The sequence below is a fragment of the Verrucomicrobiaceae bacterium genome (assembly GCA_016713035.1).
GTDB lineage: Bacteria > Verrucomicrobiota > Verrucomicrobiia > Verrucomicrobiales > Verrucomicrobiaceae > Prosthecobacter.
The window spans coordinates 224,378-240,008 of record JADJPW010000002.1 but is presented as its reverse complement, the minus strand read 5'-3'; the positions used below and the strand labels follow the sequence as shown (position 1 = coordinate 240,008).

At 59.2% G+C, this 15,631-nt stretch carries 8 protein-coding genes; 5 read left to right on the top strand and 3 right to left on the bottom strand.

Annotated features, from left to right (window positions below; genetic code table 11):
* Window positions 1-539 precede the first annotated feature (539 nt).
* Window positions 540-2,285 (top strand): dynamin family protein, encoded by a 1,746-nt coding sequence (locus IPK32_07955; GenBank protein MBK8091905.1) that lies wholly within the window; start codon window positions 540-542, stop codon window positions 2,283-2,285.
* A gap of 244 nt (window positions 2,286-2,529) precedes the next feature.
* Here IPK32_07955 and IPK32_07950 read toward each other — a convergent pair whose 3' ends face one another.
* Window positions 2,530-3,378, bottom strand: coding sequence for a hypothetical protein (locus IPK32_07950; protein MBK8091904.1), 849 nt, complete (start codon window positions 3,376-3,378; stop codon window positions 2,530-2,532).
* A gap of 158 nt (window positions 3,379-3,536) precedes the next feature.
* Here IPK32_07950 and IPK32_07945 point away from each other — a divergent pair, with 158 nt between their 5' ends.
* From IPK32_07945 to IPK32_07935, 3 genes are all read left to right on the top strand, one after another.
* On the top strand, window positions 3,537-3,866 hold the full coding sequence (locus tag IPK32_07945) for a BlaI/MecI/CopY family transcriptional regulator (protein ID MBK8091903.1): 330 nt from the start codon (window positions 3,537-3,539) through the stop codon (window positions 3,864-3,866).
* Between the two features lie 99 nt (window positions 3,867-3,965).
* Window positions 3,966-4,928: a M56 family metallopeptidase gene (locus tag IPK32_07940; GenBank protein MBK8091902.1), complete on the top strand. Its 963-nt coding sequence runs from the start codon at window positions 3,966-3,968 to the stop codon at window positions 4,926-4,928.
* 146 nt (window positions 4,929-5,074) lie between these two features.
* On the top strand, window positions 5,075-6,172 hold the full coding sequence (locus IPK32_07935) for an iron-containing alcohol dehydrogenase (GenBank protein ID MBK8091901.1): 1,098 nt from the start codon (window positions 5,075-5,077) through the stop codon (window positions 6,170-6,172).
* Here IPK32_07935 and IPK32_07930 read toward each other — a convergent pair whose 3' ends face one another.
* Window positions 6,173-7,723, bottom strand: a complete 1,551-nt coding sequence (locus IPK32_07930) for a hypothetical protein (protein ID MBK8091900.1) — start codon at window positions 7,721-7,723, stop codon at window positions 6,173-6,175.
* 125 nt (window positions 7,724-7,848) lie between these two features.
* On the opposite strand from IPK32_07930, the gene IPK32_07925 reads away from it, so the two are divergent.
* The gene (locus tag IPK32_07925) at window positions 7,849-8,514 is read left to right on the top strand and encodes a hypothetical protein (GenBank protein ID MBK8091899.1); all 666 of its coding nucleotides are present in this window, start codon (window positions 7,849-7,851) and stop codon (window positions 8,512-8,514) included.
* Window positions 8,515-8,589: 75 nt separating this feature from the next.
* Here the strand turns inward: IPK32_07925 and IPK32_07920 are convergent, their stop codons facing one another.
* The gene (locus IPK32_07920) at window positions 8,590-15,603 is read right to left on the bottom strand and encodes an autotransporter-associated beta strand repeat-containing protein (GenBank protein ID MBK8091898.1); all 7,014 of its coding nucleotides are present in this window, start codon (window positions 15,601-15,603) and stop codon (window positions 8,590-8,592) included.
* Window positions 15,604-15,631: the final 28 nt, after the last annotated feature.

Genomic DNA, 15,631 nt, shown 5'->3' with positions numbered 1-15,631 from the left:
CTTGTTACAGGATTTCGGGCAAAAAGTCGATATTTTTCTATATGAAGTGCGGAACAGGCTTCTTTGGATGCTGGCGGGGGAAAAGTGTTCGGCAATTTTTCAATTGTCTAAATTGTGTCCGTTTGCCCAGGGTCTGTGGGGCTCTCCGTGGGCGGGCAAACCGGCAGGCAGGGATATTCCCATGCCTCGCGGCATCCAATTTGTGAGGTCCTTTTGCGCCTCGGCCAGATTTGGACCGCTGATCAATGAATTCTGAATGAGCGCCATGTGAGAGCCAGTTGCAAAAATCCTCTGATTCTCCCGAATAACTTGAATTTTTATCCACAGATTTCTCAGATTACGCAGATGGGCTTGCCGAGCCTCGATGATTTTTTGCGCCCGCGTCAGGATTCACCTGAGGAACTCGGGTTGGTCGCGGCTAGTTCTGAGCCCTGCGGTGGCGATGAACTGCTTGTTTTGTGTGATTGTATGAAGCGGGGGTCTGTTGTTGATTGCGTGTTCAGCGTATTGTTTATCCAAATTTCCCCCACAACCCACACATGATCGGCGAAGAGTATTTCGAACTGAGAGGCAGCATCGGCACGGAGCTGGTGGCGCTGGGGGCTGCGGTGCGGGAGGCGGGTGGCGGTGCGGAGGAGGTGGCGATCGTGGAAAACCTGATCACGAGCCTGAAGGAGCCCTTTGTCTTTGTGGTGGTGGGGGAGGTGAATGTGGGGAAATCGACCTTTCTGAATGCGCTCTTTGGCCAGGACTTCTCCCGGACAGGGGTGATGCCGACGACGGATAAGATCCTGTTTTTCCGCCATGGCCCGGAGCATGCAGTGGTGCCGCTGAGCCCCACGCTGGATGAGGTGCGGGCTCCGGCGGAGTTTTTGCGAGATTTCCACATCGTGGACACTCCAGGGACGAACTCGATCGCGGATGAGCACCAGCAGATCACGGAGCGCTTTGTGCCGGTGGCGGATCTGGTGATTTTCGTGTTTTCGGCGATGAATCCGTGGGGGGCGAGTGCGTGGCAGTTCCTGGAGAAAGTACACCGGGACTGGATGCGGAATGTGGTTTTCGTGCTGCAACAGGCAGATCTGCGGAGTGCGGAGGAGCTGGCGGTGATCACGGATTACATGGGGGAGCTGTGCCGGGGCCGGTTTGGCCGCGAATTCCCGATTTTCCCGGTGTCAGGGAAAAAAGCCTGCCTGGCCCGCAGTGGCGAGGCGCTGAATAAGGATGAGCTGCTGGAGCAGAGTGGCTTCATCAAGCTAGAGACGCATCTCTCTGCGCTGGTGCGTGCGCAGCCTGCGCGGCAGCGGAAGCTGGCAGGGACACTGCACCTGGGGCGGCAGATTTTAGAAGGCCTGCGCCACGGGGCTGCTGCACGGCTGCACCTCGCCCAGCGCCGGTCGGTGCTGCTGGGGGAGCTGCTGGATGAGCGTGAGATGCAGGTGGATCGTACGCTGAAGAAGCTCCTGCCCGCACTGGATGCGACGGAGCGTGACTACCATGAGAGCGTGCTGCGTGTGGCGGGCCTGAGCCAGGATCTACTGGCGACACGGCGTGCCTTTGCCCGGCCGCTGCCGCCAGAGGCAGAGGAGGAGCGGCAGCAAAGCCTAGACCGCCGCCTGCTGCAGGAACTGTATCAGCGCACGGGGGACCGCTGGCGGCAGACGAGTCTGATCCTGGATGAGGATACGCGGCAGTATGAGCGCTACATGATGATCCAGGCTGGCGATGTCCTGCCCAAGGAGGCGATCTCTCCGACACCTAGCACCACCGAGATGGCTCCAGATGGTGAGAGCGAGCTGCGCCGGCGTTTCACAACGCGGATCGACTCGGCCCTGCGGCGCTTTGTACTAGGGCTGCGGCTGGACGAGGACATCGAGCCTGGTCTGCTGCGGGCACGGGAGACAGCGCGATGGCTGCCGCGTCTGGCACCCGTGGTGATCCTCGTGGTCCTACTCGCGGGCCTGCTAGGAGACTGGCAAAAGGCGCTGATTCTGCTGCTAGCTGGCCTGATGCTGCTGGGGATGCTCTTTATCGTGACGCAGATGCGCCTGGCCGCTGCGCGGAATGCGATCCTGGATAAGCTGGAGGAATCCTCCGCGACGCTCCGCGAGATGCTGGCGACGCAGCTCAAAGAGGAGGTGGGGCACGGCTTTTCCCGCTTCAAGGACCTGCTGACACCGCTCCAGGCAGATGCGCTCCAGCAGGAGCAGTCTGCGGCGCTCCAAGCGGAGAGGCTGCGCCATCTGGCAGAGTCCTTTGCCACTCTGGTGACGAAAGTGGGCTGATCAGCACCGTGCTGACGACGGCCATATCTCGGTTACACCCACGGAACTCGGATTTTGATCCACCAAGTCATCATGTTTTGTGAAATCAAAGTAGCGGACTGGCAACAGAATGAAGACAACAGAATGCAGATATTCTGTTGTCTTCATTCTGTTGCCAATAATCACAAATCATGGAGGGAGGGAGATATGTCCACCGAGTTCGGGCGATGAATGTGCCTTCACGGCAGCGTGTGCGAGATGCGGCCTAGCGCCGCTCGGAGGGGAAGGCATTTGCGTGGTCACGCACGAACTGCTCACGCTGGAGCTCCATTTTCGCACGGGACTCATCTTCTTCAAAAACCGCGAGGCCGATGACGCCGACATTGGCCGCGCCACCTTTCTTTGACGCGAGGGCATCCGCCACACGGCCAAAGCGGAAGGTGCTGACCGTGCTGGCGTTTTTGCGAAAGCCGTCCACGTCGTAGCTTTCACCCGGTTCGAGGATGTAGCCGTGCTGCGACGGGCTAGCGGCCTTCCCAGTGAGTGTATTGAGCCCATCCACGCTGAGGACGACCTCCACACGCTTCTTGCTGCGATTGCGCAAGCGGACGCGATAATCCTCACCCGCCTCGCCGATGACCACACGGCGTCCGCTGGCCTCATAGTGCGGATAGATGCGGCCATAGCGTGCCAGCCCGGCCTCCAGCCTACCGCCGGCCACGTCAAAGAGGCCGCTATGCTTCATCAGCCCACCACCCAGCACATTGGCCATCGCCTTGGCACCTTTTTCGTCGTTGTAGTGGAAGGAATCGACCGCATCTGGCGCAGAGGATTTACGGATCAGACGGCCCTCTGCCAGATGGGAGTAATGATCATGCCCAGCCTCTGTCCCGAGACCTGGGCGATCCGCCGGACTCGGCGGCGCTGCGGGCATAGCCTCTGCGTAGGATGAGCTGCGTGCCTTTGCAGCGTATGCGTGACTCCCTCCTGCGACATCCTGCCTGGATGCCATGGGGGCACTACTGGGAACCACTCCTGCGCAGGAGGCCAACAGCCCGGCGGTAAGAATGGAGGCGGCGGAAAAGGCGAGACGAATGAGGAGCTTCGGATTCATAAGTAAGTGCAGAAATATCTGCATTTAACAACATTGGCAACACCAAATGCTGTAAATAGTGCATTTTTACTGCTCGCGGATATTTCTCGTCACCGCTTGAATTTGCGGCGACAGGGGACTTGCATGACCCGCTAAATGCAGCATTTTCTGCATTCAATATGGCACGTCACGATCACCTCTCCAAACGCGAACATCAGGCGATGGACATCGTCTATCGCCTGGGAAAGGCTACAGCAGAAGAAATCCAGGACGAGATGCCCGCACCGCCACCATCCTACTCTGCCGTGCGTGCCCTCCTGAGCATCCTCGCGGAGAAAAAACTGCTCAAATACACCCGTGAAGGCCGCCGCTATGTTATGAGGCCCGCCATCGCCCCAGAGCGAGCACGGGATACCGCGCTGAAAAAATCCTGCGCACCTTTTCGACGGATCACCCGGAAAACTCGTCGCCTCACTCCTCGACTCAAAAGACCGCAAACTGCCGCCTGAGGAGCCTCGCCGCCATCCGCCGCATGCTGGATGAACATCCTTCCTCTTGAAGCCATCTATCTGAAGTCGTCCATCTCATCACCCATTTAAGCCAAAGCCATGCAAGCCATTGAAACTGCGTTCGTGATCCAGACGGCGCTTTGGAGCCTCCTCATCTGGGCTGCGGCCTTTGCTGTGCCGGCTTCCTATCCACACATCCGGCGAGCTGTAGCCCTCACGGGTCTGTGGGGACTCTGGGTCATCCCCTGGCTACCCGCCGCGCCTCAGTGGGCGGGATTGGAGAAACAGGGCATTCCCCTGCCCTACCCGAGTGAGGGCACCATCGGGCCACTGGCAGCCATTTGGCCGGAAATCTGGCTCGCAGGCACCATTTGGCAGCTTTTTCGACTCGGACACGAAATGATGCGCAATGCCCGAATCCGCCTTACCGAGCCGCTTTCACTGCCGTGGCTGCCAGAGCACATCAGAGCCTATTATTCGTCTCAAGTCGAAGGCCCATGCATGACAGGCTGGTGGAGCCCCAGAGTCCTACTACCGCTAGGAGCACGCCACTGGCCTGAAAGGGAGCTGCGTGCCGCACTACGGCACGAGATCCAGCACATCCGCCAGCATGACGGCCTACACCGGCTCTACACCGCCCTCCTGCAGGCTCTATTCTGGTGGAATCCAGCCCTGCACGCCCTATGCCGACTCTACGAAACCGAGTCCGAGGTCTGCTGCGACCTAGCCGCCCTAGAAACCCGCACCCACCGCAAAGCCTATGGCGAAATGCTCCTCGCCCACGCGAGCGGCAGCTACTCTGCGCACCGACTCGCGGTGCCCTTTGCTCAAAAAAGCGGCCTACGCAGCCGCATCGAGCGCCTCCTCGGCACCCCAGATGATGCCGCACCCAGGAGGATGTACCCGCTACGCTGGATCGTTGTCCTAGCCCTACTCCTCGCCGCCACGCTTTTACCGGCGACCATCCATAAGCCAAGCGTCCCCGGCAACCCGTCAGAGCCCACCCTCCACACCGAGGCCCAGCTACGCCTCCGCGCAAACCCCTTCCCCGGCCAGCCCTGAGAGCCGCCCGACCGCTGTCCCGGACACAAGAAGACTCAAGCGACCGTGGGCCCTGCAACAATAATGAAGCTGGCTAATAGGTTGGTGTGTTGGTGAGGATTCGTTGTTTGCGTCGGGTTGATGGAGCGGGTAAACCGGAGGGCGTGATGCCGATGCCGCGTTTTGAAGTTGCTACTGCTCAGAAGGTCGTTTTTGGCCCTGGGACTGTCCGGGAGCTGGGGGCTTTGGTGTCGGAGCATGGTGAGCGTGTGCTGCTGGTGACGGGTAGCCGCCCAGAGCGGCATGCAGTGCTACCCGATGCGGTGAGATGGCCGGTTTCTGGAGAACCGACGATGCTCATGATCGAGGACGGTGCTGCTATGGCTCGCAAAATGAATGCCGAGGTCGTGATGGCGGTGGGAGGCGGGAGCGTGATCGATGCTGGAAAGGCGATCGCCGCGATGTGCACCCAACCGGGGAGTCTGAGCCGCTATATCGAGATCGTGGGCGAGGGTAAGCCGCTGGAAGCAGCTCCGCTACCATTCATCGCAGTGCCGACGACGGCGGGGACGGGCGCGGAGGTGACTCGGAATGCGGTGCTGCTGAGTGAGGAGCATGGGGTGAAGGCAAGCCTACGCCATGTGTGGATGCTGCCGCGTTTGGCGCTGATCGATCCAGAGCTCGCTCTGTCGGTGCCGCCAGATGTCACGGCGGCCAGTGGCATGGATGCGCTGACACAGTGCCTGGAGGCGTATGTTTGCTCGCGTGCGCAGCCATTTACGGATGCGCTGTGTGCGGATGGCATCCAGCGTGCGATGCGAGCTCTTCCGCGTGTGTTTGAAAATGGAGAGGATGTGGAGGCGCGGTGTGAGATGGCTCTTTGTGCAATGTATAGTGGCATGGCGCTGGCGAATGCGGGCCTGGGGGCGGTGCATGGCTTTGCCGCTCCGATTGGGGGCATGTTCCACGCACCACATGGGGCGGTGTGCGCAGCACTACTCGCTCCAGTGTGGGCACGGAATGCCAGCCGGGCGGTGAATGGGGAAAAATTCGCTCAAGTGGATGCGTGGCTGGGTGGGGATGCCGTGGAGTGGCTGCGCGGGATGACCGAGCGGCTGCGGATTCCCGGATTGGCACGCTGGGGAGTGACGGTGGCGCATTTTGATGAGATCGCCATCAAAGCGGCTGCGGCTAGCAGCATGCGAGGGAATCCAGTGAGGCTGGAGCATGCAGAGCTGGTGGATCTGCTGCGTGAGGCGCTGTGATCAGCGCACGGGAGTCCAGCGCAGGCGGAAAAACTGCCGCTCAGGTGCGGGTGTGCTGTGAAGCCATGCAGCGCTGTGTGCTGGTGTCGTATCCGCCGTGCGGAAGGTGTGGAGTGCGGTCCAGGAGCCTGCGGTGAGGTCTGGAGAACTCTCGATGACGTAGGTGGCGTAGGGATCGAGGGAGTCCGAGTCGAGATACCACTGTGAGGCCGTGCGGCGGATGGAGAGCGTGGGCCCGGTGCCAGCTACGGCCTGCCAGGCGAGTGCGTAGTCTCGATTGCCTGCGGAGGCAGTGACCTTCAGCATGTATTGACCGGGTGGTAGATTGTAGAGGAAGAGGTGCTCCACATTGTCCACGGCACTGGTGGAGGCACTGAGGAGGGCACCTGGGGTGAATGCCGTGGCGGCATAAAGCTCCAGCGTGAGATCGGTGAGGCTGCTGCTGTAGATGCCGAGGAATTGCGTGACGGAGCGGTGCCAGGTGAGTGCGGCGGAAAAAGTATTCGCCTGACTGCCTGCGGGGATGCTGAAGAAGTAGCGCCTGCCTGCGGCCTGATTCGTGGTGGTGGCAAAGTCCCAGCCGGTGCTACCGCGCTCGGTGGTGGTGGAGTAGGTCTGCTGGCCTGCGGAGAGGATGTGCATGGCGTTGCGGATATTGACCTCACCAGCGCCGAAGACGTCGTCGTAGGGCTCTGCGCTGGAGTCGCGTTGCCACTGCGGCAAGTGGTCTTTGGAGGCTCCGGCAATGAGGATGGCTTTGACGGTTTGCGGCTTGATGGCGTCTGGATCGGCCATGGTATCGCCTTTTTGCAGGAGCATGGCGGCGGCACCTCCGATGATGGGCGCGGCGTGACTGGTGTAGGTGGCGTCAGCGACGAGATCGGGCTTCATGCGGCCGCTGCCATCGGTATTGGTGCCGGTCTGGCTATGAGCACCGGAGCGGACGCCGACGGTGATGCCGTGGTAGTTATTGCCGAGCAGTGGCTGCATCACGGTAGGAGTATTGGCCAGCGGGATGCTGACGATGCGGCTGTCACGCTGGATGAGGAAGTCGATGCGGCGGAGGAGCTCGATGTCATCTGCCTCCACGCCCATGGAGCCAGCCCAACTGTGATTGTGCACGCGGCCGGGCAGGTTTTCTGGCTCATTGCCACTGAACATGCGATCGACGAAGTCACTGGCGGTGTAGTTGTGGATTTCGGTAGCTCCGCGGGCGAGGCCGAAGTTGTTGGCGTAGAAGTAGGTGGCGACAGCAGCGGCGTGACCATTGTCGGTCCCCTGCCCTGAGGCTGGATTGAAAGTTTTTCCGGCGAAAGACCCTGTGCCAGTGAAGGCGGCGGGTCCACCGGCCTGCGGGAGGTAGTCAGGGATGGTGCCACCGTTGTCTGCCTCGGACTGCAGGAGCGGGATGCCCGCGCCAGTGGGCATGGAGGCACCTAGTTCTGCTGCGAGCTGAGTGTATCCGATGTCAGATAGCCAATCTGCCTGCACTGCGACCACCAGGACGAGCCAGATGGACACAAGGCGGACAATGGAGAAGCAGGCAGACATGGATCGCACAACAGGACGGAGCGGCGTGAGACAGCTTCAAGCGCCATTTTGCTGAAATCTAGGGCTTTGGGGCTGTTTTCGCGGTGAGGCTTGCCGCAGGGCTTTTTCAGGTTTAGCACAGAGTCATGATCAAAATCATCACTGGCATTTTTCTCACTGCGCTCACGGTTTTCGCCTGGGAGGCTCTTTCTTGGTCGGTACTGGGCTGGCATGAGCGCAGTTATCGCCAGTTCCGAGACGAATCGCAGATGGCGGAGATTTTCACCTCTTCGCTGAAGAATTCTTCGACCCAGACGGCGAGCGGCGCTGGGGTGTATGTGATGCCTTTTCGCCCAAATGACGATAAGCAGTTCAAGCAGCTCTATGCTCACAGTGATGTGCAAAAGCTCGAGAGTGAGCAAAATAGTGAGGTGCGCAAAAAGGCCATGGAAGCGTATGAGAAGGCTCTCGCAGATGGTCCCTTTGTCTATGCGGTCATCCGCCCCGGAAAACGAGAAATCAGTATGGCGAATAATCTGCTGCTTTCCTTTTTCCGCAGTCTGATCTGCGCTGGGCTGCTGGCGGCAATGCTGTCGCCGATGATGCTGCCGTACGGCCTGCGCATCGCTTTCACTGCCGCAGCAGGCTTATTCGCGGGTTTAGCCTGTGATATGCCGATGTGGATCTGGTTTGAGACCCCGGGTGCTATGACGCTGGTGAATATGCTCGATCACTTCATCACCTGGGTGCTCGGTGGAGCCGTGCTAGGCCTGTTCGTGGGCAAGGATGTGGTGATCACCAAAGGGATGTGATGCTGGAATGCTTCACAATGAAGCTCTGACAGGCACTACCCTCATCAAACAACCATCTAGACTGGCGATGCGGCTTCAGCGAGCACTGCGACGGCGGCGCATGAAGCAGGCAAGGAGCCCGAAGAGGGATAGGAGTGTGCGGGAGGGCTCTGGGACGCCACCGAGGATGCTGTAAATGCCCGTGACGGAATTAAACTGACCGTAGAGGCCACCCGTGAGCCCGAGAGCGGAGTCGTCGATGATGGGGGTGCCGGTGATGCTGCCAGAGGTGAGTGAGAAGAGCTTCCATGCATCTCCCGTGGTGAAGCCGCTGAGGCCGGTAGGATTGAGCAGGACAAAGGTGCCGCCTGCGGTGGCATCGAGGATGCCGACGAGATTGATGAAATCAGAAGCGGAGGCAGTGCCGGAGAGATCACCGCCACGCTGGAAGAGATCAAAGCCGATGGAGCTGGTAGCACCGAGGAGGGTGCTGCCGGCGCCGCTGGTAGCGAGGGTGAGACTGCTGGCGATGGGGGTGCCGAGGGTGGAGTCCCCGATGATGATATCGCCATTGAGGTAAATGCTATTTCCAGAAGCGGGAGCGATGCGCCCCGTGCCAGCTAGCGTGGCTCCGTCAGCGACAGTGATGTCGCCCGTGCCGGTGGCTGATCCGCTGGTGTTGGTGACATTGAGGGTGCCGGTGCTGACGTTGGTGGGACCGGAGTAGGTGTTTCCGGTGGGATTGGAGAGTGTGAGGGTGTCACTGGCGGCTCCCTGCTTGGTGAGGGCTACGGAATGAGTGCCGCCATCCTGGATAGTGCCTGCGTAGCTGCCAGAGGAGACACTGAGGGTGCTATCAGCGGAGCCTGCATTGGTGATGATGTTGGTATTGGTTCCGCTTTGGACAGAGCCGAGAGTGGCGACGGTCTGATTGTATCCATTGAGGTCGTAGGTGTTGGTGACAGTGCCATCGGTGGCATTACCAAGGGTGAGAATGGTGCTGCCAGTGCTACCCACCGTGCTGCTGGAGGGCAGTGCATTGGTGATGCCATTGCGCAGGGTGCCGCCATTTTCGATGTAGGTGGGGCCAGTGTAGGTGTTCTGGGCATTGAGCTGCACGGTGGCGCCGCTGATGATGAGATCGTCGTTGAATTCATCTCCGTCGCCATCGCCATTGATGACACTGTTGATGATGATGTTGCCACCACCATACAAGGTGAGTGCCGTGTCGGTTTTATTGACGGAATTGGCGACAGAGGCACCGACGATGAGCACACTGCCAGGAGAGGCAAACATGCCTGAATACAAGCCCGCGAAACTGATGTTGGAGGACCATGTATTGGTGCCAGAGGAGCTGCCGAGGGCTCCGCGATTGGAGCTGGAGATGCCATAGACGACGAGGGACTCGTTCGCGATATTGACTCCGCCTTCGAGCTGCACGGTGGCACCAGAGGCGACGGTGGTGATGCCTGAGGAGTTGCCGAAGGCATTCACATTGGAGGCGCGGAGAATGCCAGACTCGACTAAAATGTCACCGCCATAACCAGGGCTCCCGACGGGAATGACGAGGAAGCCTGCGCCTTTTTTGGTGATCTGGCCATTGCCAGTGATGCCGCCATTGAGCATGAGCGTGTCTAGGACGGTGAGGACCTGGATGGTGCTATCCGTAGCGACGTTGAGCGTGGTATTGATGACGCTGGTGTTGATGACGTCGATAGCGCCACCAGAGGCAAAACCTGTGCCATTGATGGTGACGGGCTCGGAACCGATGTCCACGGTGTTGAGACGGAGAGTGCCGCCGCTATTGACAATGGTGCCTGCGGATGTGGCACCGAGGCCAGAGCTGTGTTGCACGATCAAAAGGCCACCATTCACCGTCGTGAGGCCGGTGTAGGTATTTTCTGTCTCGAGGATGGTGGTGCCAGTGCCCGCGCGGACGAGGCTGAGGCTGCCGCCACCAGCGCCGTCCTGAATGGTGCCGAAGAAGCTGGTGTTATGGACACCCTGGAGGGTGAAGGTAGCATCTGTGGCAGCGCCATTCTCGATAATGCCAACGCCCTCGATGGAACCGAGGGAGTTGTTGAAGCCATTCAGCCGCACGGTGCCTAAAAGGGTGGATATGGAATCCACACCAAAGGCCTGGGTGGAGCCCGCGACGAGGGTGGAGCCCGCAGCGACATTGAGCGTGCCGGTGTAGGTATTGGCGCCAGAGAAGGTGGTGGTGCCGGTGTTATTGATGACGAGGTTGAGGACGTCAGAGGCGCTTGATTGATTGCTATCACGCAGCGTTCCACTGAAAAGGAAATCACCGGCACCGACAAGGGTGAGGTCGCGTGCTCCATTGAAAACGGAGCCGACATTTCCGCTCCAAACGAGCGTGCCTGAGTCAGAGCGTAGCGTGGTGCCACCACCGCCTCCTGTGAGATTCATGGCTCCGGTGATGGTATTGGTGCCGGAGATGTTGCGAATGAGGCCATTGACCGTGCCTTCGCTGCCGGGGCCGCTGGTGGTCCAGGTGGTATTCCCAAGCGTGATGCCGCCAGTGAGCGCGATCTGGCCCGTTACAGCGCCGCTGGCGAAAATGGTGCTGACGGCTCCCGTGCCGAGAGCATTGTCGGCCGTGGCGGCGATGACGCCACGTGATTGACTGCTACTAGGACTGAGGGTGACGGTTCCAGAGAAGGTATTCTCTCCAGAGAGCTGGAGGACGCCAGAACCGTCCTTGATCAGGCCGCCCGTGCCAGAGATGACGGCTTGGACGTCGAGATCGACGAGTGAGCCCGCGCTGTTGGCGACCGTGAAAGTGCGTGTTGCAGTGCCGAGGCTAAGATTTCCGGTGATGAGTGGTGTGGTCGTTGGATTGCCCGTAGCACTGGTCGTGACGCCACCGCCGAGTGTCAGCGTGCCTACGCCTGTCTGGACGATGGCGGCACTGGTGGAGGTCTGGCCAGAGCCGCCGAGAGCGAGGGAAGCGATGGTGCCGCTGTAACCATTCAGGTCGAGAGTGGCGGTGACGCCTGCTGCGGCAGGATTGACAGTAACAGCGCTCGTAGTGGGGATGGCATTATTGATGCCGTAGCGAACGGTGCCGTTGGTTATGCCCGTGGTGCCCGTGTAGGTATTGGCGGCGGATAGTATGAGCGTGCCCGCATTGGACTTGGTGATATTTCCAGCCGCGCCGCCCGCGCCACTCCAGTTCGCGATGGTGCCTGTGACGTTGGTGGTGCCAGTGCCGCCAAAGGTCAAAGAGCGCCCTGTACCAACGACTTCGGAGAGATTCACGCGTGTGTCGATGGTGACCCCGCCTGTGCTGTTATTGGTGATGTTATTGTTGGCACCATCATTGACCAATGTGCCGATGGTGGTGATTCCAGCCCCCGTAATGGTGAGTGTGCGGGCGGTGATGGCCTCTGCGAGGTGGAGCGATGCGAGGCGGAAGGTGCTGCCGCCAGTTAGATTATTGGTAATGGTGCGACTTGCTGTGCTCTGGGTGGTAGCGCCGCCGATCGTCAGATTGTTCGAGCCTGCGACGGTGAGATTGTTAGAAAGCGTGAGCGCATTTGGGATGGCATTGGCACCGGAGAGATCTGTGCTGGCCTGGAGGGTGCTAGCACCCGTAATGGCTAGTGTACCTGTGCTGAGCGCATCCTTGTGACCGAGGATGAGAGTCCCCTCATTGAGGGAAGTATTGCCCGTGAAGGTGCTGGCGACATTGATGGCCAGACGCGAGCTTGTCGTATTCCAAGTGCCAGATTCATCATTGATGGCAAGATTGCCTGTTCCTGAAATACCCACGTCAGAGATGGTCACCAGCGAGTCTGCATCCCCACCAGCCACAGAAAGGCTCGCATTTCCATTGAGCACGACTCCGCCTGCCAGATTCAGTTCACTCGCGACGTCAGCGAGGTATAGACGGACAATGCTGCCCGCATTGAGATTCACGGCCCCGTTTTGATTGACCGTGTAGTTTGAGGCCAGTGCTCCCGTGTTATCTATCTGGAATTCACCCACTGCGCCAGCGGCATAGCTCAAGGCGCCAGAGCGATCGAGTGAGTTGCCGTCTGTGTTGCGCAAAATCACCCGCCCATATTGGTTAAATTGGATATTCCCGCCAAATCCAGCCGTGGAGGTGATGATAGCCGTGCCCCGGGTCAATCCCAGTTGGCCAGACCAGGTGTTGGCGTTATTACTGAGGGTCAAATTGCCACCGACTTGGTTGCCAGTTGCTGTCGTGTCATTGCTATCCAGGGAGATGCCCGCAGTGCCGCCGATGATTCCTGAAAGAGTGATGTTCCTAGCAGTCGCAGAGGTCACGGCAGAGTTGCCGTCACGCAGATTGATATTGGAAAGGGCGCTGACATTGATCGCTCCACTATAGGTCTGCCCCGCCCCGCCAGCAGAGAGTGTGCCGCCATTCATCGTGATGGGATTGTTCACCGTCCCTGAGGCTGCATTGTTGTAGTAAAAGGCCCCGCCATTGAGGAGGATGTTGGCGGTGTTGTTAAGGAGGCTCGTTCCGAGTGCTCCGGCATGCGTCAGCTCCAGAGTGCCCGCACCGATGGTGATGTCTGAGGTGAGTCCCGTATTGAAAGTGGCCTCCGCAGCGGCGGTAATGCTGACTTTGCCGGAGCCCGCCTTGATCACATCTGCACTGCCCTGCAAGCCGCCGGACAAAGTGAGCGTGGTGGCTGCATCGGCCACCGTCCATGTCTGCGAAGTGCCGACACGGAATGGAGCACTGATCGTGACGGAGGCGGGGCCTCCAGTCGGGATGGCCAGGCCATCCACGTTGCTCTGGGGAGCGACTTCGAGGCGATTGGTGGCGACGGAGCCCGCTCCGATGGTGACGGATACGGGTGTATTCGCGGGATTGGTGCTATGTGGCTCAAAGGAGACCGAATTGACCTTAAAGTTCTGCTCCAAGCCAGTGAGTACAGCGGCATTGCTGGCCGAATCGTATTGGAAGATCACATCAGAGCCCTGTCCAGGCGTAGAGCTCGCGACGATGGTGCCTGCACGGTCCGTGGACCAGTTATCTAGGCTGCCATTCCATGTGGTGTCCGTCAGTCCACGCCAAAAGAGCTCCCCAGTGATGAGGCTGCCCGTGGTGAGGATGATCTGATTGGTCGTGGAATTAGAAAGGGACATGGATGTAAAGCCGCCCGGCGTGTCCCCCAGGTCGTAATAGGAAAGCGTGCGTGTGGTGCCATTGAGGAACCCCCCGCCCACAGCCGTGGCATCCATGAGCACGTAGGAGGTATTGGGATTGAGCCCCGTATCTGTGATGTTCAGAAAGATGGGTGAAGCGCTATCACCAAAGTCGAGGATGCCCCCCGAGACGAGAACGAGTGAGTCCGTGTTGAGTGCATCTCCAGCAGTAGCTAGGTCGCCCACATTGAAGCTAATCCAGGTGTTGTTCACGCTCGCCGGACTACCCAGGGTGAGGCTTGATAGATTGGTGAGCTTATTCCCTGCTCCGTCGATAAAGCTAAGCAGCGCTCCATCTCCCGCCGTCACACTCGTGATGGCATTGGCATTGCTGAGGCCACCTGCCAAAGTGAGGCTACTGCTCATCCCAGTTGCTGAGAGGCTGGTCGTGCCATTGAGCGGCGAATTGATCGTCAGGCTCCCACCACCGCTGGCCGAAGTGGCCCCCTGATATGTCAGTGTGACCCCCGTGGAGATGGTGCCCACACCGGAGCCGACTTTGCTCAGGGACAGTGCGCCTACATCGCTATCGGTGATGGTGTAGCTGCCCCCACCGCCACCGATGGTGACAGCCGCATTCGCCGCCCCCATCGTCAAAGTAGCAGCCGAGGTCGATGTATTGTCGATGGTATGTATGCCCGCTCCATTAAAGGTGAAAGCATTGACCGTTTCGCTATTGCCGTTGAGATCGAAGGCCGCCGTCGTGGCAGCGGCGGGATTGATGATCAGTCCACCATTACCAGCGCCATCGGGGATGACTTCTGAAGCCCCAAGCACCAGAGAACCACTCGTGACACTCAGATTGCCTCCTGTGCCACCGCTCCAGTCACTGCCCGTACCGCCAAGAGTGAGGCTCCCAGTGCCAGAATAGGTGAGCGTGACATCAAATGCCTTATTGGTGGTGATGCTGCCACTGATGATCGTGTCGCCAGAGCCGTTGATGGTGAAAGCACGGGCCTGCGACAGGCTATTGAAGGTCATATTGCCAAAAGTGAGGGTCTCTCCTGCAATGATGTTGTTCGTGAAGGAACTGTTATTCGTGCTCGTCAGCGCCTGGGCGAAGGTGCCAGTGAATGCGAGGCTGTTTTCTCCGATAAAGGCAAACCCAGTATTGGTATTTTGCGTCACCGTGGCGTTCGTCACCGTACGGTCTCCGCCGTGAGCGAACATGCTTGCATTAGATAGAACCAAATTCCCATTCCCAGTCGCAGTAGCACTACCGACGCCGAATGCACCACCGCCGACTGTCATCGTTCCTGTAAAGGTATTGTTCCCACTGAGTATCCATGTCGCGGAACCATCCACAGTGACCGCCAGCGCAGTGCCGCCAATGTGATTGGCCAGATTCGATGAGATCGTATTGCCCCCCGTATTGCTGCCGCGCAGGGCTAAGATTTTCGCCCCAGCGATCATGTCGTTCACCACATTCGTGAGCATCAGCGGGCCAGAGCCATCTGCATGGATTTGTGCGGTGCCTGTCGTGGTGTTTAGCCGGATCATGCGGTCACTCGTCTCTCCCGTGCCCACGTATTGTAGGATGCCACCCGTGGTGCCTGCGTTACCCATAGTAACCGCCTGGGTGCTCGTATTTGCTCCAGTGCTAATGCCCACACTCGTCGCCACTCCACTCAGACTACTATGTCCCAGAGATGTGACGGCGAGCACTCCCCCAGTCACTGCGGTAGTCCCATTGTAGGTATTGGCTCCCAGCAGTTGGAGGATGCCACTACCACTCTTGTTGAGGTTTCCTGTGCCAGTGGAGTTGGAAATGACGCCGGAGATGGTCGCGAAATCCGTGGCTGTATTGGTATTATCATCCACCTGGATGATCCGTGTGCCTCCATTGAGATTGATCGCATTACGCACTTCGATTTCCGCCAGAGAGGTTGTACTATTCAGCAAAAAGGCCCCCGTCGATGTCCCCGCCACA